The sequence below is a fragment of the Williamsia sp. 1135 genome (assembly GCF_002095395.1).
In the GTDB taxonomy this organism is placed as follows: domain Bacteria; phylum Actinomycetota; class Actinomycetes; order Mycobacteriales; family Mycobacteriaceae; genus Williamsia.
The window spans coordinates 35,973-60,289 of the sequence record NZ_MJEI01000084.1 but is presented as its reverse complement, the minus strand read 5'-3'; the positions used below and the strand labels follow the sequence as shown (position 1 = coordinate 60,289).

The window sequence follows — 24,317 nt, the reverse complement described above, 5'->3', positions numbered from 1 at the left end:
CGTGGCGGCCTCCGGCGGTAATGTGACGCCATGGCTGTTGTGAAGATAAACGCGATCTCCGTTCCCGAAGGTTCCGGACCTGAGTTGGAGAAGCGGTTCGCGCATCGCGCGCACTCCGTGGACGGGTCTCCGGGTTTCCTCGGTTTCCAGCTCCTGCGTCCGGTCAAGGGCGACGATCGCTATTTCGTGGTGACGCAATGGGAATCGGAAGAGGCCTTCGCGGCCTGGGCCGCCGGACCCGCCCGGGAGGCACACGCCGGGGAACGCGCCAAGCCGGTGTCCAGCGGCGCCGACCTGCTCGAATTCGAAGTCGTACTGGACGTCAAGCCCACCTAGTCCACTGATCCGACGACCGCGATCGCACCGCGTTCGCGGTCGGTTCGGATCGTCGGCGTGAATCCGGCGTCGGAGAAGATGGTCGTCGCCGAATCAACTTGACTGTCACCGATTTCCATCACGAGATGGCCTGGCCGTGACAGCCAGTGAGGTGCAGCGACTGCCACCCTCCGCAGCAGGTCCAATCCGTCTTCGCCGCCGTCCAGTGTGGCGCGCCGCTCGTGATCTCGGGCTTCCGGAGGCATGGTCGCGATGGCTGCAGTGGGGACATACGGGGCGTTGCAGACGACGACGTCGAGGGCGCCCCGCAGTGCCGACGGCAATGGGCTGAACAGATCGCCGCGATACACCTGTCCCCGGCCGGCCAGATTGAGTTCCGCGCAGGCAACTGCAATTGGATCGATGTCGGCCGCTGCGACCGTTGCGTCCGGTAGGCGGTCGGCGACAACCGCTGCCAGCGCTGCCGAGCCGCAGCACAGGTCGAGGATCCGGGCAGTCGGCCCGGCCACATCGATCACTGTTTCGACCAGCAGGAGCGACCGCTGCCGCGGGACGAAGACGCCCGGCGCCACCGCGATCATCAACCCACCGAACTCGGTCCCGCCGACGATGTACTCGAGCGGTTCCCCCGCCACGCGGCGCACGACGAGTTGCTCCAGCCCGATCTCATCGTCGGCTGCATCGATCAAGATCCGGGCCTCGTCCTCGGCGAAGACGCAACCAGCGGCTCGTAGGCGCGCCACAATTGCCTCGATCGAAGGCTCCGGCTCCGCGTTGGACACCGCTTCGACGGTACGCCAGAATCGTTTCGTGAACGAAGGGTCGGGCCGTGCGCCCGCTGCACATCATCGCGCCCGTCCCCCGGCGGATCACCGCTTTCTAGGCTTGGACACTCGCGTGTTCCCCTATGCCGCCGCCATACTCGCGGTCTGGCTGGTGTGGGCGATCATCGTCCCCGCCATCGATTCGGCTGTGTCGTCGGACAATCCGACCGCTGCCGGTGACCGGATGCAGGTGACTTCGACGGTCTCCCTCGCCGTGGGGCCCGACTGGAACATCGACAGTGGCTTCCGCGTCGGCGAACGCGGTGCATCCGACAGTCTTCCGGCCGTCGTACTGACCCAGAGCGGCATCACGTTCGCTGTCGAGGCCGACAAGTTCAGCGGTACCGCCGACGAACTGCTGTCGCAGATCGACGCCGTGGATTCGGCGACCTACGGTCAGTCGGTCCTTGCGCTCTCCGGGTCTCGCGAGCCGGTCACCACCGAGGGCGGCCTCTCTGGCGTGCAGATCCGTTTCGACACCCCTCGCGCTGCCGGCTCCGTGACAACCTTCGTCGCGCGCGGCGACGGCATCCGAGTGCAGGTGGTCGGTCCGCCTGACCAGCTGGCGAACCGTGGTCAGGAGATCGACGCCATGATCGACAGTGTCGGCACCACCGAAGGAGACGCCCGGTGAGCGCCACGCTGATCGATGCCCGGACCGAGGCGCTCGAAGAGACTGCCTGGGGCGAGAAATTCCGTTTCTTTCAGCCCCGCAACGTCGTCTTCTGGATCTTCCTGTGGCTCTGCACGGCCGGAGTCGTCAAGGGATGGCAGATGTTCAGTCCCTACTCCGGGTATTTCGGTCGAGCACTCCTGGTTGCCGGGGTAGTCGCAGTGGTCAGTCTGCTTATTTGGGGCTGGTGGTTCCGGCACATCGACCGATACGAACGTCAACCCATCAAGCTGGTTGCCACCGCGTTCATCTGGGGTGCGACGGCTGCGACGTTCGCCATCGCCATCCCAGGCAACACGGCGCTCGGTTCGCTGTACGCCAAGGCCTTCGGGCAAGTGTGGGCCCAGGACTGGCATGCCGGGCTGTCGGCGCCGCTGGTGGAGGAGACGGCCAAGGGCGCCGGGATCCTCGTTCTCATCGCCCTGGCGCCGCGACTCGTGCGGACCCCCACGGACGGATTGTTGCTGGGCGCGTTCATCGGTCTCGGATTCCAGACGAGTGAGGATTTCCTTTACTCGATTGTCGGCGCGACGCAGGGTTTCGGCGCCCACCAGACCGACGGTCTCGCGGGGTCGATCGCCACCCGGATCTACTCCGACGTCATCTCTCACCCGCTGTTCACGGCGTTGTTCTGCGCCGGAGTGATCTACCTGTTGGGCTCGCCTGCACAACCGCGACGGATCTGGCGGGGCCTGGCGCTCATCGTCGCTCCGATCGTCATTCACGGTGTCTGGGACTCGATGGTGGCGATCTCGGGCGGGGACGGGATTCTGACGTTTGTCGTGCTCTTAGGTGGCGTGGTCTTCGCGTTGACAGCGCTGTGGATCGCTTTCGTCTGGGCGCACCCGCGCGAAGCTCATTTCGTGCGCGACGTGCTGGGCCCCGAGGTCGAGGCCGGTGTCCTCACGGACGAAGAAGTGACCGCCGCCGGCGGGTGGCGACAGCAACGTCGCTATGTCAAAGCCGGTGGTGATCGAGCTGAGCGTCGTCGACGCAAACCCGTGGTGCGCGGCGCTCTGGACTTGTGCAGTGATATCGCAACGAGCAAGGGTCTGGACAGCGCGGATGTCGTGCAGTCTCGCTCCGAAATCGCGCGGTTGCGCGCTAACCTGTAACCCCTCCCGCAAAACTGGAACGTGTTCTAACATTGGGTCGAAAGCAATAACCCAATGGAGGACCAATGACGGACACCGCGCACGCTGCGCCCACGACCTCGAATGACTTCACCGAGCTCTACATCGGCGGCAAATGGACCGCCCCACATTCAGCCGAGGTCCTCGAGGTGTACTCGCCGGCAACCGGGCAGCGCGTCGGCAGCACTCCACTGGCCGACGCCACCGACGTGGACACCGCAGTGCAGACCGCGCGAGCCGCCTTCGACTCCGGTGTCTGGCGGAACACCTCGCCCGAGGACCGGGCCGCAGTTGTCGCGAAGGTAGCCGATCTGATCGACGAGCGCGGCGCGGAGATCGCCGAGCTGGTGTCGTCCGAGATGGGCGCTCCCCCGCTGGCGGTCGCGACCCTGCAGCAGCTACCGGCCACCGGGGTCCTACGCGAATACGCCAAGGCCGCAGTCAATTACACGTGGCACGAGTATCGCGACGGCCTGTTCGGCAAGACTCAGATCACCCGCGAGCCGGTAGGTGTCGTCGGCGCGATCACGGCCTGGAACGTCCCGCTGTTCCTCATCTGCAACAAGCTGGGCCCCGCCCTGTCGGCGGGCTGTTCCGTGGTGCTCAAGCCTGCCCCCGAAACGCCGTTGTCGGCGAACCTCATCGCTGAATTGTTCACCGAAGCCGGCCTGCCAGAAGGGGTTCTGTCAGTGATCCCCGGCGGCCCCGACACCGGTAAGGCGCTCGTCGCACATCCCGACGTCGACAAGATCACCTTCACCGGATCGACCGCAGCCGGCCGTGCGATCGGTGCAGCATGTGGTGAGCAGCTCAAGCGTTGCTCGCTGGAGTTGGGCGGCAAGTCTGCCGCCATCGTGCTGGCCGACGCCGATCCCGCCGAGATCGCAGGCATGTTGACGTTCACCGGCCTGATGAACACGGGCCAGGCGTGCGTCGCCCAGACCCGCGTCCTGGTGCCGAGCGCCAAGCGCGACGAGATCGTCGCCGCGATGATCGAGGCGGCCAAACTCCTCAAGCCGGGCCTGCCCGACGATCCCGAGGCCCAGCTCGGACCCCTGATCACCGAGAAGCAGCGCAACAAGGTCGAGGACTACATCCGCCAGGGCAAAGAAGCCGGCGCCACCGCGGTCCTCGACAGCGTACGGCCGGAAGGCCTCGATTCCGGATACTACTTGAGCCCAACTATTTTCACGGGCGTCACCAATGACATGTCCATTGCTCGGGAGGAGATCTTCGGACCGGTCATCTCGGTGATCGACTACGAGACCGAAGAGGAAGCGGTCGCGATCGCCAACGATTCCGAATACGGGCTCGCAGGTACGGTGTGGACCGCCGACGTCGAACACGGACTGCAGATCGCGGCCCAGATCCGCACCGGAACCTATGGCGTCAACTGGTACGCAATCGATCCGGGCTCCCCCTTCGGTGGGTACAAGAACTCCGGGATCGGCCGTGAGAACGGACCCGAGGGCCTCGAGTCCTACCTCGAGCACAAGTCGGTCATCTTGCCGATGGGATACGACCCGAACGCTTAGTTCGCATCTCCTCCGACTGCAGTCAGGCTCTTTGGGTTGTGAAGTCGGAGGAATTGCCACATCCTCCGACTCCAGCCACATCCTCCCGCTGCAGCCGGAGGAAAAAGCCAAAGCCGGAGGAAATCCCACATCCTCCTGTTTCAGGACGAGGCGACAGACACCAGTCAGGCCCTCCGATTTCGATCGGAGGGCCTGACTGGCGTCTGGGGGTATCCGCTCAGGGAGTGGGAACCGGCGCGGGTGCCGGGGCCGGGACGGTAGACGCACCGGGCTTGTCGTCTTCCTCTGCGAGGCGGGCCTTCACCGAGTCGTCGGTGAGGATGTCGATGTTGGTGACCTTCCATTGATCACCTGACCGCTCCATCGAGTACTGCAGCCGGCTGGCATTGACCGAAACCAGGTCCTTGCCGCCTTTGGTGACCGATTGGTTCATGAAGATCAGCAGCAGAGCTGTGTCGCGGGTGGAGTTGACCACGCCGGCGTCCTGAATGGACACCTCCGATTTGACCTGTTGCTTCTGCACTTCGGCAACGAGGTTCGACTCCTTGATGATCTCGTCGTATTGCTTCTCGGCAGCACCCGACAAGGACTTCTTGGTGTCCGCCACATGCTGCTCGACGTTGTCGGGCTGATACCCGAACATCACTGCCGCGGTCTGCTTCCCGGCGTCGAGCGCCTCACCGCGGGCATCCTCGGCCAGTTTGGTGTCGCGGTAGTCCAGACCGACGATCGTCGTGATGACCGCTCCGGCCACCAGTAAGGCGACCGTCAGCAAGGACACGGTCCATACCCAGAATCGACGCGACATCTAGGTCACCCACTCAACGTTGGTGAGCTTGGGTTCGCCGTTGATCATGGTGATCTCCAGTTTCCACCGGAAGACCTGCAACACGGTCTGCTGCTCTGTGACGTTGGGCTGGTTCATCTCCCAGCTGAAGACCATGATGACGGTCGCAGTGTCGGCGTCACTTGCGGTGACGGCTTCGGAGATCACCGCACCCCTGGTCGAAACGTTCTCGGACTTGATCATGTTGACGGTCTGCTCGACCGACTGTCCGACCTGCTCCATCGCCTTGCCGCTGGTGTCGTCCTGGAACGACTTGATCGAGGCGTCGATGTTCTCCGGGTTCAGAGTCGTGAGGTTGGTGACCATCTGCCGTGCGAACGCCGAATACTCAGCCCGCAGATCGTTGCGATCGTCGATCTTGGCGGTGCCCAACACGAAGAACGTAGATGCGACGACCATCGCGGCGATGAGCGCGATGGCGGACACGGCCGCTACCACCACCCCGAGTCCACGAAACCTCGCTCGCTTCTTCCCGGGCCCGGTCTTGCCCCTGCGCAGTGATCCCCTGCTCTTGCGCGGCCCGTCGTCGCTGGGCCCACGGCCCGCGGACCGACGTTCCCGGTACGACACCCCGGTCGCGACGACTGCGGTGTCTTCGGTCTCTGGCGCCGACTCCGGCTCGGCCACCTTGTTCAAGTCCACGGTGGGAACCACAGGAGGCGTTGCCACCGACTCAGATTTCGGCGCCGACTTGCGCTTGCGACCCAGCGGCGCCGACTTGACCGGCTTACCGGCGGGAGTCGGCTTACCTGTCGGGCTCGACTTGCCTGTGGGGCTCGACTTGCCGGCAGGGGTCGACCTGCTGCGCTGGGCGTCTTCTGGAGGACCCGCGGGGCGACGAGCCCGGCGACGCTGCGTCGACGGGCGAGTCACCTCACGGTCCCCGTGATCAGGCTCTGCCATTGGCTGTTGTCTTCCTGCGGTTGTGCGCCGGTATCGGCGGATCCGGAACGTGGTGCACCGGCCCCACCACTCGTACCAGAAGTCGTCGCAGACCCCGTTCCAGCGTTATAGGTTTTGCCGTCGGGACCGATGTAATCGCCGCTGACGGGGTCGTAGGTGGTGGCGTACACCGATGGGCTGCCGTCGTCCGCGCCTGGATTCGCATTGGTCAGGAAGCCTTGCGGCACATCGATTCCCGGGAGTCCCTGTGGCAGCGGAACGTTCTCACCGACCGGAACATAGCCGGTGCGGCACTCTTCGGGGGTCGGGGCGCGACGACCCGGGAGTTCGACGCACGGGAAGTTACGGGTACCGCGGACACCGAGGTTCGAGTCCTGCGGTACGCGGCAGAGCATGCCGGGCGGCAGATCGCGCGGGGTCTGCGCTGATGCGTTGCGGTCGGACGTCATCGGCAGATACCCGACAGTGCACGTACCGGGGTCCTGGAAGCCGAGCGCAAAGTCCACGTTGGCACCGTTACGGGCGTCCTCCGAGTTGAGCGCGGTGATCAGCGCCGCGATCAGCCGGGGGTAGATCACCACGATCTGGCGCAGGTTCGGATGGTAGATCGCCAAGGTCCGGGACACTGTGTTCAAGTTCGAGAACAGCAGCGGCAGCGTCTGATTCATCGACGCGAACAGTTCCTGGGTCTGCTTCGCGACGCCTGGTCCCTTCTGCAGGATGTCCTTGAGCTGTGGGTCGTTGGCACGCAGCTGGTCGGTCACCTGGGCGAGGTTCGCCGTCCATGCACGGATGTCACCGACGGTCTCCGTCTGGGTCTCGAGCAAGGGAGCCGCCTGCTCGATCAACTTGACGATCGCCTCGGAGTTCTCGTTCGCGTCGCCGACGAGCAGCGCCATGGAGTCGAGCAGCCGCTGCAGGTCTTCGCCGGTGCCGTTGAATGCGTTGAACGCCTCGTCCATCACGCGCCGGAGTCGGGTGTCCTGAACCTGCTCGAGCAGGTTGTTGGTCTGATCGAGCAGGGTGCCCACCTCGACCGGCACCGTTCCGTTCTCGATCACGGCGCCGTCTTTGATGTTTCCGGTGGACTCGGTTTCCGGGTCGGGCAGAAACTCGAGGTACTGCTCGCCGACCGCGGAGACGCTGTGCACGGACGCGATCGAATTGTTCGGGATCTCGGTGTCGGAGTTGATGGACAGCTTCGCCACCACTCCCTCTTCGGTCAGCGTCACCGATTGCACCTTTCCCACGTCCACACCGCGGTAGCTGACGTTTCCGTTCTGGTACAGCCCACCGGTGCTGGGCAATTCGACCTCGACGTTGTACTCCCCGACCCCCACCATGCTGGGGACCCGGATGTAGAAGACGGCGACTGCGATCACCGCGATCACTGTGACGATCGAGAAGATGATCAGCTGCATGCGGACGAAAGGCGTGATCCTCATGGGCCCTCCTCCCCGGCCGGCTGTGCTGCTGTGTCGGGCGCAGGAGTTTGCGGTGGCGGATCGTCGGCGAGCGGCCCGGTGAACGGGTTGTCGCCTCGCCCGGCGGCGCCGGCGGGTTTGCCGAACATGCCTTCGGGCCCGTAGAACTGGCTGGCGACCCCGACGCTCGCGAGAGCGCCGCGTTGCAGGCGCCCGAACGTGAGGTCCAGGTTGATGACGCCGTTGAGGTAGTCGCCGCGGACAACCTGCGGGATGGCCTGCTCCGCGAACGGGAAGGTCAGCAGGATGCCCAGGGACTGCGTCAGGGACGGTCCCGTGGACTGCAGTTGATCGAGAACCGGGACGAGGTTACTGGTGAGCACCTCGATGTCCTCGGAGTTCGCCTTCAGGATGTCATCGGTGGTGCGGCTCATCCGGCTCAACGCCCCTAGCGCATCGGTGAAGTGCACCCGCTGATCGACGAGCAGTTTGAGGATCTTCGGTCCGTCGGCCAGCGCCTTTTCGACGACCGGCGCCTGCGCGTTGATCTGCCCGGTCAGTCGGTCGAGCCCTTCCATGGCGCGAATGATGTTCTCGCGCTGGTCGTTCAATTCGCTGACCAGTGTGTTCAGTCGCGGAACCAGGTCGCGCAGCACATCCTGCCGCCCGGCCAGAGCGGCGTTCATCTCGTGCACGATGTCCCCGACCTGCGCCAGCCCACCACCGTTGAGTACGACCGACAGCGAGCTGAGCACCTGCTCGGTGGTCGGGTACGTACATGCGGCAACCTGCTGCGCCGAGTTGATGTCCGGGATCGGCTCTTCGTTGGTCGGCGGTGCGATGTTCTCCTGCTCGGGGCAACTCGTCGCAGGTATCTGCTCGCCCGGCGCCATGGTGCCCTTGTCCGCGTTCTCGGGCTGCACGATCTGCAGGTTCAGGGACCCGAGCACACTGGTGAGGCCGACCATGACATAGGAGCCGACCGGGACCTGTGTGCCCTTGTTCAGTCGCAGGGTCAGCTCTGCCTGCCAATTCTTGACCTCGATCTTGCCGACGCTGCCGACGGTCGCGTCGTTGATCAGGACCGGTGCGTTCTGAACGAGGTTGGCGGCGTTGGGGATCATGGCCATCAACTCATAGGAACCATCGCCCGTGCCCTCGGCACCCGGCACCGGCAGTGAGTTCAGCCCGTCGAACGAACAGCCGGTGACGACGAGAGCTGAACTGACCACCACTGCACCCACGACGTTGCGCAGAGCGACCCGGTGGCGTGAGATCCCGCGCATCAGCCCTCACCCCCGAACGGCACCAGCAGTTGCGCGAGTCCCGGGTTGTTGTACTTCTTGCGGGTCTCTGCGTCCTGATCGCGAATGCTCTGCTGTGCACGGGCTTTCACGCTGGCGTTCTGGTACTGGATCTGGTCGGGCCTGGCATCGATGCCGGACACCGGATTGATCAGCGCCGGCGGATAGTTGACCGATATGGAGGCCAGCACCGGCGCGAGCACGTCGACGCACTTCTCGACGTCGGCTTCTTGACCGGGCCGGTCGTTCGCCTGGATGGCACCGCACAACAGGTTGATCAGGTTGCCGCCCATGCCGAGTCCGAAGATGCCGGAGAGCGAGCCCTGGAGCGGGTTGTAGATGTTGTAGAAGTTCGACAGCTGGGTTGGTCCGGAGTGGAGCAGTCCCCGGATCTCCTCGTCCTTCTGTGCCAGCACGTTGGTGGCGTCACCGAGGCGCGCGATGGAGTCGCTGAGGGTGGCGCCGTTGGTCTGGATGAACGATTTCACATCGGTCAGCGCGGTATCGAGATTGGTGAGGGCGCCGTTCAGACTGTCCGTGTTGTCGGCCAGCACCTGGCTGACGGAAGCGATCCGACCGTTGAACTGGACCAGCTGCTCGGAGCTCTGCGACAACGCCTCGGTGAGGGTCTGCAGATTGCGGATGGAGTTGAACAGGTCGTCGCGACCGTTGGCCAAGGTGCTCGTCACGTCCGAGAGCTGTTGCAGTGACTGCCGTATGGCGGTGCCATTGCCGTTGAGGTTCTCGTCGGCGACGTCGACGAGGTTGGCGACCGAGCCGGGGTCGGCGCCGTCGGGACCGACGGCCTCGGTGAGCTTGCTCAGCTCGGCCTTGACCTCATCCCATTCGACCGGCACCGCTGTCCGCTCCATCGGGATGGTGCCGCCGTTCTTCAGAGCGGGACCGCCTTCGAACACCGGCGTCAACTGGACGAACCGGCCGGACACCAGCGACTGCGCGACCACGACCGCCTCGGCATCGGCCGGGATCTCCTGATCGCGGTCGACCTTCAGTTCCACCTTCACATCGCCGTCGCGCGGGGTGATCTTCCCGACCGTCCCGACCGTGACACCGAGCACCTTGACGGCGTCTCCCTCGTACATCGCGTTGACGGTGGAGAAGTACGCGTTGTACGTCTTGTAGCTGACCTTCTGGTAGCCGACATACACAACCGCGAGTGCGACGACCACGGCAACCACGATCGCGGTCGACATCCAGAAACGCTTGCTCAATCGTCCCATCCCCATCACCCGTTCGGTCCTGGATAGCGGGGTGCCGGGGCGGGTGCGATCGTCGAGTTCGGATCGTTGGCCGCGTCCGGGCGGGTCGTGATCGCCGGCGGGATCGGAAAGGCGAACTGGAACGCCCGATACGCCTCAGGATATTTCTGCTGCATGACGTTCAGGAAGACGTCGGTGTAGTCGCCGAAGGTCGCGATGCCGACCAGTGACGAGAAGTACGGACCACTGGCCACCGCTTCACCGAGAGTGTTTGCGTACGGCCCCAATTCATCGAGGGTCTGTCCCAGCGTCACCTGATTGTCCTGCAAGATCGCGAGGACACCGTTCAGCTGTTCCAGGACCGGCTTGAGTTGGGCGTTGTTGTCGGCGATGAAGCCACTGATCTGGGCCGTGACGTTCTCGGTACCCGAGATCAGTTGTCCGAGTGCGTATCGACGGGCCTGCAATTCGCCGAGCAGGGAGTTGGCATCCAGCAGCAGGGTGTTGATCTGGCCGCTGCGCTCGGCGATCACATCCGTGACACTGCTGGCCCGGCTCAGGAGTTGCTCCAGCGATTCGTCCCGGTCAGCGATCGCCTTCGACAGACGTGCGATGCCGTCGACCGCCGAGCGCACAGACTTCGGCGTGTCGGAGAACGTGTCGGACAGTGTGTTCAACGCGTCGTTGAGCTGATCGGTGTCGGTCTCTTCGAGGGTGTCGGTGGCACCTTCGAGCGCATCGGTGAGCGAATAAGGCGCCACTGTGTTCTGGCTGCCGATCTCATCGCCCGGCTTCAGCTGTCCGGTTCCACGCGGAATCAATGTCAGGTTACGGCGGCCGAGGACGGTCTCGGTCTTGATGGCGGCCTCACTGTCACTGCCGACCCGGACCTTGTCCTGCATGTTGAAGGTGACCTTGGCTTTGGTGCCGTCGTCGGTGCTCGCCAGTGAAATCCCCTGGATGGTGCCGACGTTCACCCCTGAGACCACCACGATGTCACCGCTGGCCAGACCGCCCGCATCATCGAAGTAGGCCGTGTAGACACTGCCGTTCGCCAGGAACGGCAGCTTGTCCATCTGCAGCGCGACGATGACGACCAGGGCGGCGATCACGACACCGATGAAACCGACGCGTGCGCGATCGGGCTCACCGCGCTTGAGGCGCCGGGCATCGTCGGCCTGATCGGCTGTCGTGCGTTGTCCTTTGAACAGAGCGGCCATCATATGGGGTCACACCTCCCGCCCGGGTTCTGCTTGACGCCGGTGGTGTCGATGTTGTTCCACACGATCTCCTGGCCGCCGGGGGCGGTGAAGATGATGTTCACCTTGCAGAGCCAGATCTGCAGCCAAGCACCGTAACTGCCCAGGTTCGACAGCGCCTTGAAGTCGCCGGGCAGTCGACTGATCAGTCCGCGGACGTAATCCTCGCCTTTGAGGACCTCGCTCGAGACCTGGCCGGTTGCGGTGATCATGGACTTCAGATCGGCGCGGTTCGTGGCCAGGACGTCGTTGAGATCGTTGGTGACCTCGGAGGTGTTGGTGACCGCTTCTCCGATGACGTCACGCTGTGAGTCCAGACCCGAGATCAGCAACTGGAGCTGATTGAGGGAGCTGTCGAACCCGGCGTTGTCGGCGTCGATGATGCCGAGCGTGGTGTTGAGATTGTCGATCACCTGGCCGATCAACTGATCGCGGTCGGCCAGCGAATCGGTGAATGTCGCTGTATTGCTCAGCAACTCGTTCAAAGCAGGTCCCTGTCCCTGGAACACCTGGACCAAAGACGCCGACAACTCGTTGACCTCTTTCGGATCGAGGGTGCGGAACAGCGGCTTGAAACCGCCGAGGAGCTTGTCGAGGTCGAGCGCCGGCTCGGTCTGGGTGATCGGGATCGACCCGCCGTCACCGATGAGTTCGGTGGGATCCCCGGTCCCCTCCTGCAGTTCCAGGAACCGATCGCCGGTGAGGTTCTCGTACCGGATGAGCGCGCGGGCAGCCTTCGGGAGCCGGTACTTCTCGCTGACGTCGAACTCGACCACGGCCTCGTTGTCGGGGTTGAGACCGACCGAGCCCACCTTGCCGACCTCGACACCGGCGATACGCACCTTGCTACCCGACTTCAGCTGGGACGCACTGGTGAACGTCGCCCTGTAGCCGTAGGTGGACCCACTGCGGTACTGACTGAACACAACGACAAGGGCCACGAAGATCAGCACCATGACCACTGCGAAGGTGCCCAGCTTGATGACGGTGGCGCGAAACGCGCGCTCCCTCGACACTGCCATCTCACACCTCCGTTCGCATGTTGATCGTCATCCTGGTTCTCATCCCCGCGGCGCCGGGCCGAACATGACCTGGAAGAGCTTGGTCGGGTCGGCTTTCGGGGTGGTCCGCGGCTGGTACGGGTACGCAGCGTTGTCGCCGACGTAGAAGTCGGTGTGGGCGGCCGAGTCCGGATCGCTGAGGCCGTCCTGGCACGTCGGTGGCCCGTCGACGTTCACGCGCGGCAGGTCCTCGGGATACCGGTACGGTTCCTTACCCGGGAGCAGGCCTGCGTTCAGGGCCACGTATCCGGTCTCGATACCGAAGACCGGCAATGCCTTCTGGCCGGCGGCCGCCGTTGATTCGATGAAGCACGCAAGCCCCGGCGACTGGTAGCCGAGCAAGCGCGCGGTCGGGTTCAGGTTCGCGAGCGTGGAGATGATGTCGGCTTTCGACGGGGCGATCACCCCGTTGATCGTGTCCGCCATGCCGGTGACGTTCATCAGGAGCGCGTCGAGATCGGAGGCATTGTCCACCAGCGTGTTTCCCGTGAAGGTGAAGTTGTCGACGACCTTGAGCAGATCCGGCATCACATCGGCGTAGACGTTGGTGAACTCCGCGGCCGCCTCGATGTCGCGGCTCAGCGCGTCCAGATGCGGATTGGTCTTGCGCAGCAGATCTGACAGATCGGCGAAGCCCTGCCCGATCTGCTCACCCCGTCCGGACAGCGCGGTGTCGATGACACCGATCGTGGCGTTGAGCTTCTCTGGCTGCACCTCGGCGAGCACGTCCACGAGCCGCTGGTAGATGGTGTTCAGTTCCACCACGACGTCTTCGGTCTCGATCGTCGAACCACCGGAGAGCCGGGCCTTCGACGGGTTGTCGGGGATCTCCAGGTTGACCGATTTCGCGCCGAACACGGTGTTGGACTTGATGTCCGCACGCACATTCGCCGGGATGTACTTCAACTGATCGGGGTTCATGTCCAGTTTCAGGGTGACCCCGTCGGTCGATTCGCTGATGTCGCCGACCCGGCCGACCACCACACCTCGCAGGCGGACCTTGGCGTCGGGGTTCATCACGAGGCCGGCGCGGTCCGCGGTCAGCGTCACCGGCACCGTGGACTGGAAACTGCCGAGGAACTGCAGTGCGGCGAGCGCGCACACCGCGACCAGGGAGGCCACCATGAAGGTGGCGGCCAATTTCTTGGCCCAACTGGGACGTTCGATTGACTGTGCCATGGCCCTACCCCGAGAGGTTGAACTTTCCGTCGACGCCATAGATCGCCAGCGATGTCAGCAGCGTGATCACGACGACGACGACCAGGGAGGCCCGCACCGCGTTACCGACGGCGATCCCGACCCCGACGGGGCCGCCGGACGCGTTGAACCCGTAGTAGGTGTGAATCATCATGACGGCCACGGCCATACAGATGGCCTGTACGAATGACCACAGGATGTCGGTGGATATGAGGAACGTCGAGAAGTAATGGTCGTAGACGCCCGAGGACTGGCCGTACAAGAAGACGGTCGCGAACCGGCTTGCCAGGAACGAGGCGACCGAGGCGAGGGAGTAGAGCGGGATGATCGCGATGAGACCCGCCACGATCCGGGTGCTGACCAGGTACGGGATCGACGCGATCGACATCGCCTCGAGGGCATCGATCTCCTCGCTGACCCGCATCGCACCGAGCTGCGCCGTGGCGCCGGCACCGATGGTCGCCGCCAGCCCGATCCCCGCGATCACCGGCACCGCGATGCGCACGTTGATGAAAGCCGAGAAGAACCCCGTCAGGGCCTCGACCCCGATGTTGGACAGTGAGCTGTATCCCTGGACCGCGATGGTGCCGCCGGTGAACAGTGTCAAGAACCCGACCACGACGACGGTGCCGCCGATGAGGGCGAGCGCACCCGAGCCCATCGAGATCTCGGCGATCAGCCGCAGGGTCTCTTTCTTGTACGCACGGAGCGCTCGCGGAATGGCAACGAGGCTGTCCCAGTAGAAGAAGGCTTGGTCGCCGATGCGGTTCCAACCGCCACTGGCCCGTTTGAACGCCACACGTGTGGAGCGTAGTCGGACCGTGTGAGGAAGAATCATCGCTCTACCCCGCCGTCGCTTTGAGGCCGACCGCGGTCATGACCACGTTCACGACGAACAGCGCCATGAACGAGTAGACGACGGTCTCGTTGACGGCGTCGCCGACGCCCTTGGCGCCGCCCGCGACGTGCAGTCCCCGGTAGCAACCGACCAGGCCGGCAGCCAGTCCGAACAGTGCGGCCTTGACCATCGAGATCATCAGTTCGGGGAATCCGGTCAGCAGGGTCAGGTTGGCGATGAACGCACCAGGGTTGACGTCCTGCAAGTACACCGAGAAGACGAACCCGCCGCCGATGCCGATGGTGCAGACCAGACTGTTGAGCAGGATCGCGACCATGGTCGAGGCGATCACGCGGGGTACGACCAGCCGGTGGATCGGGTCGATGCCGAGCACCTGCAGTGCGTCGATCTCCTCGCGGATGGTGCGGGCGCCGAGGTCGGCGCAGATCGCGGTCGCCCCGGCGCCCGCGACGATCAGCACGGTGACGATCGGCCCGATCTGGGTGATGGTGCCCAGTGCCGCGCCGGCGCCCGACAGATCCTGGGCGCCGAGTTCGCGGAGAAGGATGTTGAGGGTGAAACTGACCAGCACGGTGAACGGGATGGCGACGAGGACCGTCGGCACCATCGACACCCTGGCGATCGCCCACGACTGTTCGATGGTTTCGCGCCACTGAAAAGGTGGCCGGAACAGTTCCCGCGCAGCGCTGACGCTCATCGAGACGAAATCGCCAACGCCTTCGAACGGGACTGCCAGTCTGCGGTTCACCAACTCTCCTTCAGCATGAGGCGTTCCCGGTTCGAGCGAAGCCGCTCGATCATAACGTGTTCTAGTTCTGATATCGATGATTCTCGACACTTGCAAGCAGGAAAGTTCCGCCTTCCGACGACCACCCCGACGCCATATAACTGAAACATGTTCCACCGCTCGAGATACCTACGGAACCGGTGCTGCGAGCCAGCAGATGATCGCGAACTTATCACACGTCCAGTTCACATAATCTGCGATTCAACGGCACTCCCCGCACCATAAGTTGACCTATGCGAAAAGGGCTTTACCTGCGGAAAAAGTCTGCTCCGGGTCACGGCCGACGAAGTACTGGGAGAGTGTCTTCGTGAGGTCGCTCCGGTCCCACGCGTCCTGCGCGGAAACGAAGCTCTGCTCCACCGTCGGCGCCGCCATCAAGGTCACCTTCGGGCCGTAGACGACGAACACCTGACCGTTGACACCGTCGGAGTCGGGCCCTGCCAGGAACTGCACCAGTGTGACGACGTGATCGGTCGACAACGGGTCCACGCTGCCGTCGGGTGCGTCCCCGAAAGTGCCTTCTGTCATCGCCGTACGCGCGCGCGGGCAGATCGCATTCGAGCGCACCCCGTACGCCGCCAGTCCGCGCGCAGCGGTGAGAGTCAGTGACGTGATCCCAGCCTTCGCGGCCCCGTAGTTGGCTTGCCCCACCGGCCCGGACAGGCCGGCCTCGCTCGAGGTGTTGATGAGCCGTCCATAGATGGGAGCCCCGGCAGCCTTCGATTGCGCGCGCCAGTACGCCCCGGCGTTGCGGCTCATCAGAAAGTGGCCACGCAGGTGCACCCGGATGACGAGATCCCAGTCATCGTCGGCCATGTTGAACAGCATCTTGTCGCGGACGAGACCCGCGTTGTTCATCACGACGTGCAGTCCACCGAGCTCCTCGGTCGCCACCCTCATGATCTCCGTCGTGGTCGCGGAGTCCGAGATGTCGCCGGCGACCGGGACACCCACACCGCCTGCCGCCTTGATCTCGTCGAGGACGTCGCTGCGGTCGAGCGCAGCGGACAGGTCATTCACGACCACCGTCGCGCCCAGCGCGCCGAGCCCGATCGCCTCGGCCCGGCCGAGTCCCGCACCGGCACCCGTCACGACCGCGACTTTCCCGCCGAGATCCCCACTTGCTGATTGGCTCATCACTGTCCTCCATCAAGTACTCGCCGGGAGTTCGGGCTCGGAATCCCGGCGGCTGTGAACCAAATGTAGAACGTGTTCTCGGTCTAGGACAACTATCGGCGAAAATCGATCGCGAACCGACCGGCGCGCAGCGGGCCCGCGCGCCGGGGTCGGGCCAGGTCAGTCTTCGATCGACAGCGCCGATTTGGGGCAGCTACCGACAACCTGGCGCATCTCCTCGCGGCGGTCCTCTGGAACGTCGGATTCCAGAATGACCAGGTAGTCGTCATCGTCGAGATCGAAAACATCTGGGGCCATGCCCACGCACACCCCGTTCGACTCGCAGAGATCGAAATCAGCTTTGATCTTCATCGGTTCAGATTCCTTCCATCGCAGTACCAGGTGGTGTCGCATGTTGACGAGCAACCAACTAACAGGTTAGAACGTGTTATAGAACTGCGCGACCGGGTCCCCGGTCTCAGCCTCACGCGCGGAGAAAGCGGGAGCCCCGATGCGAATTGCTTACACCGACCAGCAGCAGGAACTCCGGCGCGAACTCCGGTCTTACTTCTCCCAGTTGATCACGCCAGAGCGCCGCCTGGCCCTGTCTTCGACAAGTGGCGAATTCGGCGAGGGCAACGTCTACCGCGAGGTCGTGGCGGAGATGGGCCGCGACGGCTGGCTGGCTCTCGGCTGGCCGAAGCAGTATGGCGGCCAGGACCGTTCGATGATGGATCAGCTGATCTTCACCGACGAGGCCGCCATCGCGGGCGCACCGGTGCCCTTCCTGACGATCAACTCGGTGGCACCGACCATCATGCATTTCGGCACCGACAAGCAGAAGGCCAAGTACCTGCCTCGGATCGCTTCGGGCGACGTGCACTTCTCCATCGGTTATTCCGAACCCGGCGCCGGCACCGACCTCGCGGCCTTGCGGACAACTGCCGTCCGCGACGGGGACGATTTCGTGATCAACGGCCAGAAGATGTGGACCAGCCTCATCCAGTACGCCGACTACATCTGGCTGGCGGTCCGGACGGACCCGGAGGCCAAGAAGCACAAGGGCATCTCCATGCTCATCGTCCCGACCGACGCCGAGGGTTTCTCGTACACGCCCGTCCACACGATGTCGGGGGTCGACACCAGCGCCACCTATTACCAGGACGTCCGGGTACCTGCGGATTCTCTGGTGGGCGAACTGAACGGCGGATGGCCGCTGGTGACCAACCAGCTCAACAACGAGCGGGTGTCGCTGTGTAGCGCCGCGCCCATCCAGACCGCGCTGCGCGAGACCATCGAGTGGGCGCAGAACACCAAGGACGCTCGCGGCAATCGAGTCATCGACTCCGAGTGGGTCCAGATGAACCTCGCCAAGGTGCACGCCAAGGTCGAGTTCCTGAAGTTGATCAACTGGAACATCGCGTCGGAAGCGACCGGCGGCGGTTCCCCGTCGCCCGCAGACGCCTCTGCGACGAAGGTCTTCGGCACGGAGTTCGCCACCGAGGCCTACCGCCTGCTGATGGAGGTCCTCGGGCCCGCCGCGACCCTGCGGCAGGGCAGTGCAGGCACCCACCTGCGGGGCCGACTCGAACGTTTCCACCGCTCGTCTCTGATCCTCACCTTCGGTGGCGGCACCAACGAGATCCAGCGCGACATCATCGCCATGCTCGCCCTCGGCCAGCCCCCCGCCCGGCGCTGAGAGACAAGGTAAAGGGACCACATCATGGATTTCCATCGCAGCGAACAGACCACCGATCTCGCCGGGCTCACCCGCGACATCGTCAAAAAGCTCGTCACCACCGACCGCCTCGTGCAGTTGGAACAGACCGGCGACGCCCCCGGGGCGAAACAGGGCGCCTTCGACCCCACCCTCTGGTCGCAGTTGGCGGCCTCGGGCCTGCTCGGCCTCGAGGTCACCGAGGACGACGGTGGCGCAGGCCTGTCGGTGCTCGAGAATGTCGCGGTCGCAGAGGAATTGGGTCGTGCTCTCGCACTCGTCCCGTTCGGGCCGGTTGCCTTCGCCGCCGCTCCGGCGATAGCGGAGTTCGGTGCGCAGTCCCTGACCACACAGTGGCTCGGCCCCGTCATCTCTGGCGAGAAGGTGATCACCGTGGGCCTCGACGAGGATCTCAACGACGACCCGCTCGCGCCTGTGACCACCGCGACTGCCGACGGCGAAGGCTGGGTGCTGTCGGGCGCGAAGATCAACGTGCCGTTCGGTGAATTCTCCGACGCTCTCATCGTCAACGCGCAAGGCCCACAGGGTGTGCTGGCTCTGCTGGTCGGCGCCGCCGATGCCGGGGTCACGATCACCCCCGCCCTGTCCACCGGCCAGGGACCGAGTGCCCTGGTGGAATTCGACGGCGTCCGAGTGCCCGCGGATCACGTGTTGGGCGACGACGGTGAGCAGGTCGTCGGGTTCCTGAGGGACCGCATGACACTCGCGCTGTGCGCCGAACAAACCGGAATCCTCGAACGGGCCCTGGAACTCACGGCCGACTACGGGCGCGAGCGCGAGCAGTTCGGCCGCGCGATCGGTTCGTTCCAAGCGGTCGCGCAACGGCTCGCCGACGCCTACATCGACGTCCGGGGACTCAAGCTCACCACCCTGCAGGCCGCCTGGCTGCTCTCCGAACACCTCGATGCGACCACGGAACTGGCGACCGCGAAGTTCTGGGCGGCCGACGCCGGCCACCGGGTCGCGCACACCGCCGTGCACGTGCACGGCGGTGTCGGCATCGACGTCGACCATCCGGTGCACCGTTACTTCCTGCGGGCCAAGCAGAACGAGTTCAACCTCGGTTCGGCACCGACCCAGCTGCGGCGCATCGGAGCCGCGCTCGCCGCCGAACCGGCCTGAGGAATGGTCCAGAGCCCGACCACTGTCGCTGAACTACTCGAGCCGCTGACGGACGTCACCGGAGCCGGACTTCATTTCGAGGACGAATTCGTCTGCTGGCGAGACCATCTGCGGCTATCGGCCTGTCGGGCTTCCGCGCTGCGTCGACTGGTCGATCTCGACAGGCCCCGTCATATGGCACTGCTTCTCGACAACATCCCCGAGTTCAGCTACCTGCTCGGCGCGGCCGTCCTGGGTGACCTCGTGGTCGTCGGACTCAACCCGACCAGGCGGGGCGCGGCGCTCGCCGGCGACATCGCCACCGCCGACTGCCAGATCGTCCTGGTGGAGGACGCCACAGCAGATCTGCTGGCCGGGGTCGACCTGCCGGGGGTGACCGTGTTGAACGTCGACCGGCCGGAGTGGGCCGAGTTGCTGGCGCCCCATTCCGGGCAACGTCCCGAGTTCGCCGCAACCGATCCGGATGCGCTCCTCATGCTTATCTTCACCTCCGGTACCAGCGGCGACCCGAAAGCCGTGCAGTGCAGTCACCGCAAGTTCGCAGCAAGCGGGGCGATGCTGTCCACACGTTTCGGGTTGGGCCCGAGTGACGTCGTCTACCTGTCGATGCCGCTGTTCCATTCCAACGCGATCATCGCCGGCTGGATGGTCGCGGTCGCAGGCGGATCGTCGGTGGCTCTGCGCCGGAAGTTCTCTGCCAGTGCGTTCTTCGACGACATCCGCCGGTTCGGGGCGACCTATGCGAACTACGTCGGCAAGCCTCTCTCGTACGTGCTGGCTACCCCGGACAGACCCGACGACGCCGACAATCCCCTGCGCATCCTGTACGGCAACGAGGCCTCGGCCGCCGACATCGTCGCCGTATCAAAGCGATTCGACGTCCGGGTGGTCGACGGTTTCGGCTCCACCGAAGGTGGCGTCGCCATCGCCCGCACTCCTGACACTCCCCCGGATGCGCTCGGCCCACTGACGCCGCCGAACGAGATCCGCGATCCGGTCACCGGCAGGGCCTGCGCCACAGCACTGTTCGATGACCACGGACGGCTCATCAATGCCGACGAGGCGGTCGGCGAGATCGTCAACAGCTCAGGAGGCGGCCTCTTCACCGGCTACTACCGCAATCCAGAGGCCGATGCCGAGCGCATGCGCGACGGGATCTACCACAGCGGCGACCTCGGATACGTCGACGCCGACGGCTACGTCTATTTCGCCGGACGTCTCGGGGATTGGGTCCGCGTCGACGGGGAGAACATGGGCACCGGGCCCATCGAGCGGGTGTTGCTCCGCCATCCCGGCATCGCGATGGCCGCTGTCTACGGGGTCCGCGCCGACATCGGCGACGAACTGGCCGCCGCCCTCGTCGCGCCCGACCTCACCGCAGCCGAGCTGACCGAATTCCTCTCCGCACAGACCGATCTCGGACCGAAACAATGGCCGAGCCGGGTGCGAGTGGTCAGTGACCTGCCACGGACCGACACGTTCAAGATCCTCAAACGAACCCTCGCAGCCGACGACGCACCACCGACATGGGTCCGCACCGACCGCTCCCTGGAGTACATCACCCCCTGATCGCCTCCAGCCCTCCGGAAATGGGTCGTTTTGGCGGCGCCCACCTGGGCTTTTGTTCGCCAAAAGGACCCATTATCGGGGGGCCAGGGTCAGCTGCGGGTGACCCGGTCGAGGTATTTGGCGCGTTGCTCGCGGTCGAAGTCCATGAACATGGTGTCGAAACCGAATCGCTTGCCGTAGATGTTCTTGAGGAACCGCGGCGTCACCATCCAGCCGAGCACCGACATGCTCTGTCGCGGGATGACGACCCGATCGCGATTGGTCTCGATCGTCTGAACGATCTGGCGGGCAACGTCGTCGGGCTCGATCGGCGGCATGATGGCCGTCGTCTGCAACCCGTCGATCAGGCCGGTCTTGGTGAAGTTCGGCATCACCGCGAGCACCCGGACGCCCGCAGGACTCAACTCGCCGTCGAGCGCTTCGGAGAACGCGATGACACCGGCTTTGGCCGCGCTGTAGATGCTCAACCCCGGCAGCGGCACCAGCCCGGCCACCGACGACACGTTCACGATCTGACCCGCTCCGCGCTCGACCATCCGACGGGCCACGAGTTTGCTGCCCCGGACGACACCGAGCAGGTCGATCTCGAAGTTGCGGGCGATCACCGAGTCCGGGAAGTCGAGAAACGGTCCGGTGGGCATGATCCCGGCGTTGTTGATCAAGACGTCGATGCGGCCGAACTCGGTCTCCACCCGGTCGAGAAACTCTCCGAACGATTCCTCACTCGTGACATCGAGCGGGTATCCCTCACAACCGAGGTTGGCCGCGGCCTTCGCGACGACCTCGTCATCGATGTCCCCGAGAACCACCCTGGCGCCCCGCTGCTGCAACAACTCCGCGGTGGCCAGGCCGATCCCCCGCCCACCTCCGGTGATGACAACCACCTTGTCTCGCACCGTGATCGCCTGGCCTCTGCGCTTGCGCGCCGACAACCGCGCGGTGCTACCCGACCTGCTCATCGCATCCTCACTTCATCTGCTTGCGGCCACGATCCATGACCTTCTCACGCGCGGCTGCGACCTGCGAGGGATCGAAGGCCGCCATCCAGGCCTCGGAATGCGCTGCCTCGGTGTCCAATTCGGGACCGAGACCATGCTGTGTCGCTTCTCGGTACGAGGTCAGCAGCGCTCCGACTGCGCGTTGGTTGTTGCCCCCGATGTCCGCGGCCAGCGCCAAGGCGCTCGGCAGCAGTTCTGCGTGCCCGACCACTTCGGTGACCAATCCGACGCGCAGCGCCGTCTCGGCATCGACGAAATTGCCGCTCAAGCTCATCCGGCGGGCGAATCCCCAGCCGACGGCAGCGGGTAGCCGTCCGGTCAGACCCCAGGCGGGCACCATCGCGACGCGAGCGTGGGTATCGGCGAAGCGGGCCTTGTCCGAGGCGATGAGGATGTCGCAGGCCAGGGCCAATTCCAATCCTCCGGTGACCGTCGCGCCGTTGATCGCACCGATGATCGGCTTGCTCAGCAGCACCCAGGGAAACCCGGTGGGCACGCCGGGGACGTTGACGTCGTCCCAGCCACCCTCACTACCCAGCATCCGCAGATCGACACCCGCACAGAACGCGGGGTCGGCGCCGGTCAACACCACGGCGCCGACGCTGTCGTCGGCATCGGCAGCGGCGAGCGCCTCCCGCAGTTGGACGATCAGGGTGCCGGTCAACGCGTTTCGGGCATCAGGCCGGTTGAGGGTGACCACCACCGTGGCACCTGCCTCGGTCGGGACCCGCTCGGACAGCACCAGATCGACGCCCTCGGACATGGTCCTACCTCCTGCGCTGGAAAAAGCCGACGGCTGCGACCATATCTGATCACAGCCGTCGGCAGAAGTGCCGGCCTCAGCCGAGCAGTTCCCCTACTCGAGCAGTTCCAGGGTCCGGCCATCGCCTTGACCGCCGAAGTACTTGTCGAGCACCGCGACGAACACGGCATCATCGACGGCGGCAGCGGCGAACAGTGTCATCGACGACCGCAGTTTCAGGTTGTCCGGGTACCCGAAGATCTCCTCGACCGACGACCCATCGATGTCGACCACGAGCCCGGCACACTCGCGGAGCCGGGCGCCGAGCACGTCGTCCGCCAAAAACTCTCGGGCCTCGTCCAGATCTTTGATCGCATACCGGCGGGCCGTCCCACTGTGTGCCAGGCCATCCAGCTGCGGAAAGACGAACCACATCCAGTGCGAACGCTTGCGTCCCGCGCGCAGTTCGGCGGTGACGTCGTCGTACACCGCCGCCTGCGCGTCATGAAACCGTGTCAGATCACTCGCCATACCGCGAGGCTAGCGAGCCTTTTGCATCCGCTCCACCGCGACGTCGTATTCGCTGACCAGGTCCTTGATGAGATCCTCGGTCGGGGTGATGGCGTCCATCCGGCCGACGATCTGACCGGCCGGCATCGCGACCACACCGGGGTCGTCGGCGGCGGAGATCCGCGCGTGCGCCTCGGCGACCAAGATGTTCTGCAGCGGCATCGGCAACGGCTCAGGGGCGCCCGCCGCGTCCCAGGCGTCGGTCCACTTGGTCTTGAGCAGGCGAGCCGGCTTGCCGGAGTAGATCCGCCGGCGCACGGTGTCCCGCGACGTGGCGTTCAGGATGGCCTGCTGGATGACCGAAGGCCCGACTCCCCGCACCCCGAGCTGGTACTCGGCGGCCGTCAGCCAGTACGTGCCCATCCAGACCCCCGTAGCGCCCAGTGCCAGCGCGGCAGCGATCTGACGACCGCTGCCGACCCCTCCAGCTGCCAGCACGTGCGCCGCATCGCCAACCGCGTCGACGATCTCGGGCCACAGGATCATGGACGTCACCTCCCCGGTGTGCCCTCCTGCCTCGTACCCCTGGGCGATGACCAGATCGACTCCGGCGGCGACGTGCCGCAGAGCGTGCTCCTTTGCGCCCGCCAGTGCGGCAACCTTGATCCCGTGCGCATGCACATTCGCGATCACGTCGTCCGGCGGTGACCCCAGCGCGTTGGCGATCAGCTTGATCTGGCCGTACTTGTCCGCGTGGGTCATCGCGACGTCCACGTGCGAGCGGGCCACCGAATGCAGCCAGCCGAGGACGCCTGCGTTCACGCGGTCGCCTTCGGGTAGCCGTGGGACGCCGAGATCGTCGAGGGTGCGCTCGACGAAAGCCCGGTGCTCCGGCGGGATCATCGAGTCCAGATCGACCTGCGACCCTTCCGTCGGGATCTTCGCCGGCATCACGATGTCGACGCCGAACGGTTTCCCGTCGGTGTTCTCGCGCATCCAATCCAGGGTGGCGTCGAGCTCGTCGGCCTCGTTGAAGCGGACGCAGCCCAGCACTCCGAGCCCGCCGGCCCGGCTGATCGCCGCGGCGACGTGTTCGGACGGCGTGAATCCGAAGATGGGGTATTCGATTCCGAACTCGTCGGACAGTGAGGTACGCATGT

The 24,317-nt window shown here is 64.9% G+C and carries 24 protein-coding genes; 7 read left to right on the top strand and 17 right to left on the bottom strand.

What is annotated here, in order from left to right; all coding sequences use genetic code 11:
• The first annotated feature begins 30 nt into the window (after positions 1-30).
• Complete coding sequence (locus BFL43_RS10230; protein ID WP_084892441.1) at positions 31-336, top strand: antibiotic biosynthesis monooxygenase; 306 nt, start codon at positions 31-33, stop codon at positions 334-336.
• Here the strand turns inward: BFL43_RS10230 and BFL43_RS10225 are convergent.
• Complete coding sequence (locus BFL43_RS10225; RefSeq protein ID WP_084892440.1) at positions 333-1,118, bottom strand: putative protein N(5)-glutamine methyltransferase; 786 nt, start codon at positions 1,116-1,118, stop codon at positions 333-335. The two genes, BFL43_RS10230 and BFL43_RS10225, sit on opposite strands and share 4 nt — an antisense overlap.
• A gap of 115 nt (positions 1,119-1,233) precedes the next feature.
• On the opposite strand from BFL43_RS10225, the gene BFL43_RS10220 reads away from it, so the two are divergent.
• From BFL43_RS10220 to BFL43_RS10210, 3 genes are all read left to right on the top strand, one after another.
• Positions 1,234-1,794 carry a hypothetical protein gene (locus BFL43_RS10220; protein WP_084892439.1) on the top strand — a complete coding sequence of 187 codons (561 nt, stop codon included), beginning with the start codon at positions 1,234-1,236 and terminating at the stop codon, positions 1,792-1,794.
• Positions 1,791-2,948, top strand: a complete 1,158-nt coding sequence (locus tag BFL43_RS10215; RefSeq protein WP_084892438.1) for a PrsW family intramembrane metalloprotease — start codon at positions 1,791-1,793, stop codon at positions 2,946-2,948. The genes BFL43_RS10220 and BFL43_RS10215 overlap by 4 nt, the downstream gene beginning before the upstream one ends.
• 65 nt (positions 2,949-3,013) lie before the next feature.
• Positions 3,014-4,501, top strand: a complete 1,488-nt coding sequence (locus tag BFL43_RS10210; protein ID WP_084892437.1) for an aldehyde dehydrogenase — start codon at positions 3,014-3,016, stop codon at positions 4,499-4,501.
• A gap of 217 nt (positions 4,502-4,718) precedes the next feature.
• Here the strand turns inward: BFL43_RS10210 and BFL43_RS10205 are convergent, their stop codons facing one another.
• The 12 genes from BFL43_RS10205 to BFL43_RS10150 all read right to left on the bottom strand — a co-directional run bounded on the left by BFL43_RS10205 (position 4,719) and on the right by BFL43_RS10150 (position 16,850).
• Positions 4,719-5,309: a hypothetical protein gene (locus tag BFL43_RS10205; protein WP_084892436.1), complete on the bottom strand. Its 591-nt coding sequence runs from the start codon at positions 5,307-5,309 to the stop codon at positions 4,719-4,721.
• Positions 5,310-6,251, bottom strand: a complete 942-nt coding sequence (locus BFL43_RS10200) for a hypothetical protein (RefSeq protein ID WP_143695236.1) — start codon at positions 6,249-6,251, stop codon at positions 5,310-5,312. It lies immediately after the preceding gene.
• Positions 6,218-7,696 (bottom strand): MlaD family protein, encoded by a 1,479-nt coding sequence (locus BFL43_RS10195; RefSeq protein WP_084892434.1) that lies wholly within the window; start codon positions 7,694-7,696, stop codon positions 6,218-6,220. The genes BFL43_RS10200 and BFL43_RS10195 overlap by 34 nt, the downstream gene beginning before the upstream one ends.
• Positions 7,693-8,961, bottom strand: coding sequence for an MCE family protein (locus tag BFL43_RS10190; protein WP_084892433.1), 1,269 nt, complete (start codon positions 8,959-8,961; stop codon positions 7,693-7,695). Before BFL43_RS10190 ends, BFL43_RS10195 begins: the two co-directional genes overlap by 4 nt.
• Complete coding sequence (locus BFL43_RS10185) at positions 8,961-10,193, bottom strand: MCE family protein (protein WP_240498183.1); 1,233 nt, start codon at positions 10,191-10,193, stop codon at positions 8,961-8,963. The genes BFL43_RS10190 and BFL43_RS10185 overlap by 1 nt, the downstream gene beginning before the upstream one ends.
• Before the next feature lie 32 nt (positions 10,194-10,225).
• Positions 10,226-11,419 carry an MCE family protein gene (locus BFL43_RS10180; protein WP_084892431.1) on the bottom strand — a complete coding sequence of 398 codons (1,194 nt, stop codon included), beginning with the start codon at positions 11,417-11,419 and terminating at the stop codon, positions 10,226-10,228.
• Positions 11,419-12,480, bottom strand: coding sequence for an MCE family protein (locus BFL43_RS10175; RefSeq protein ID WP_084892430.1), 1,062 nt, complete (start codon positions 12,478-12,480; stop codon positions 11,419-11,421). The genes BFL43_RS10180 and BFL43_RS10175 overlap by 1 nt, the downstream gene beginning before the upstream one ends.
• 39 nt (positions 12,481-12,519) lie before the next feature.
• The gene (locus tag BFL43_RS10170) at positions 12,520-13,698 is read right to left on the bottom strand and encodes an MCE family protein (RefSeq protein ID WP_084892429.1); all 1,179 of its coding nucleotides are present in this window, start codon (positions 13,696-13,698) and stop codon (positions 12,520-12,522) included.
• Positions 13,699-13,702: 4 nt separating this feature from the next.
• A complete protein-coding gene (locus BFL43_RS10165) occupies positions 13,703-14,554 on the bottom strand; it encodes an ABC transporter permease (protein WP_084837222.1) in 852 nt (283 codons plus the stop codon).
• 4 nt (positions 14,555-14,558) lie between these two features.
• Positions 14,559-15,323, bottom strand: coding sequence for an ABC transporter permease (locus BFL43_RS10160; protein WP_143695235.1), 765 nt, complete (start codon positions 15,321-15,323; stop codon positions 14,559-14,561).
• A gap of 270 nt (positions 15,324-15,593) precedes the next feature.
• Positions 15,594-16,499 (bottom strand): 3-oxoacyl-ACP reductase, encoded by a 906-nt coding sequence (locus BFL43_RS10155; protein WP_084892428.1) that lies wholly within the window; start codon positions 16,497-16,499, stop codon positions 15,594-15,596.
• 159 nt (positions 16,500-16,658) lie between these two features.
• Positions 16,659-16,850, bottom strand: a complete 192-nt coding sequence (locus tag BFL43_RS10150; protein WP_084892462.1) for a ferredoxin — start codon at positions 16,848-16,850, stop codon at positions 16,659-16,661.
• A 139-nt stretch (positions 16,851-16,989) separates the two neighbouring features.
• Between BFL43_RS10150 and BFL43_RS10145 the strand changes: the two genes are divergently transcribed.
• The 3 genes from BFL43_RS10145 to BFL43_RS10135 are packed head-to-tail and all read left to right on the top strand — an operon-like array spanning position 16,990 to position 20,907.
• Complete coding sequence (locus tag BFL43_RS10145; RefSeq protein ID WP_084892427.1) at positions 16,990-18,177, top strand: acyl-CoA dehydrogenase family protein; 1,188 nt, start codon at positions 16,990-16,992, stop codon at positions 18,175-18,177.
• Positions 18,178-18,201: 24 nt separating this feature from the next.
• Positions 18,202-19,338 (top strand): acyl-CoA dehydrogenase family protein, encoded by a 1,137-nt coding sequence (locus tag BFL43_RS10140; RefSeq protein ID WP_084892426.1) that lies wholly within the window; start codon positions 18,202-18,204, stop codon positions 19,336-19,338.
• Positions 19,339-19,341: 3 nt separating this feature from the next.
• Positions 19,342-20,907 (top strand): long-chain-fatty-acid--CoA ligase, encoded by a 1,566-nt coding sequence (locus tag BFL43_RS10135; RefSeq protein WP_084892425.1) that lies wholly within the window; start codon positions 19,342-19,344, stop codon positions 20,905-20,907.
• Positions 20,908-20,996: 89 nt separating this feature from the next.
• Here BFL43_RS10135 and BFL43_RS10130 read toward each other — a convergent pair whose 3' ends face one another.
• From BFL43_RS10130 to BFL43_RS10115, 4 genes are all read right to left on the bottom strand, one after another.
• Positions 20,997-21,866, bottom strand: coding sequence for an SDR family oxidoreductase (locus BFL43_RS10130; protein WP_084892424.1), 870 nt, complete (start codon positions 21,864-21,866; stop codon positions 20,997-20,999).
• Between the two features lie 7 nt (positions 21,867-21,873).
• Positions 21,874-22,668 (bottom strand): enoyl-CoA hydratase, encoded by a 795-nt coding sequence (locus BFL43_RS10125; RefSeq protein ID WP_084892423.1) that lies wholly within the window; start codon positions 22,666-22,668, stop codon positions 21,874-21,876.
• Positions 22,669-22,761: 93 nt separating this feature from the next.
• Complete coding sequence (locus tag BFL43_RS10120) at positions 22,762-23,178, bottom strand: DUF1810 domain-containing protein (protein ID WP_084892422.1); 417 nt, start codon at positions 23,176-23,178, stop codon at positions 22,762-22,764.
• A gap of 9 nt (positions 23,179-23,187) precedes the next feature.
• Complete coding sequence (locus BFL43_RS10115) at positions 23,188-24,315, bottom strand: nitronate monooxygenase family protein (RefSeq protein WP_084892421.1); 1,128 nt, start codon at positions 24,313-24,315, stop codon at positions 23,188-23,190.
• Positions 24,316-24,317 lie beyond the last annotated feature (2 nt).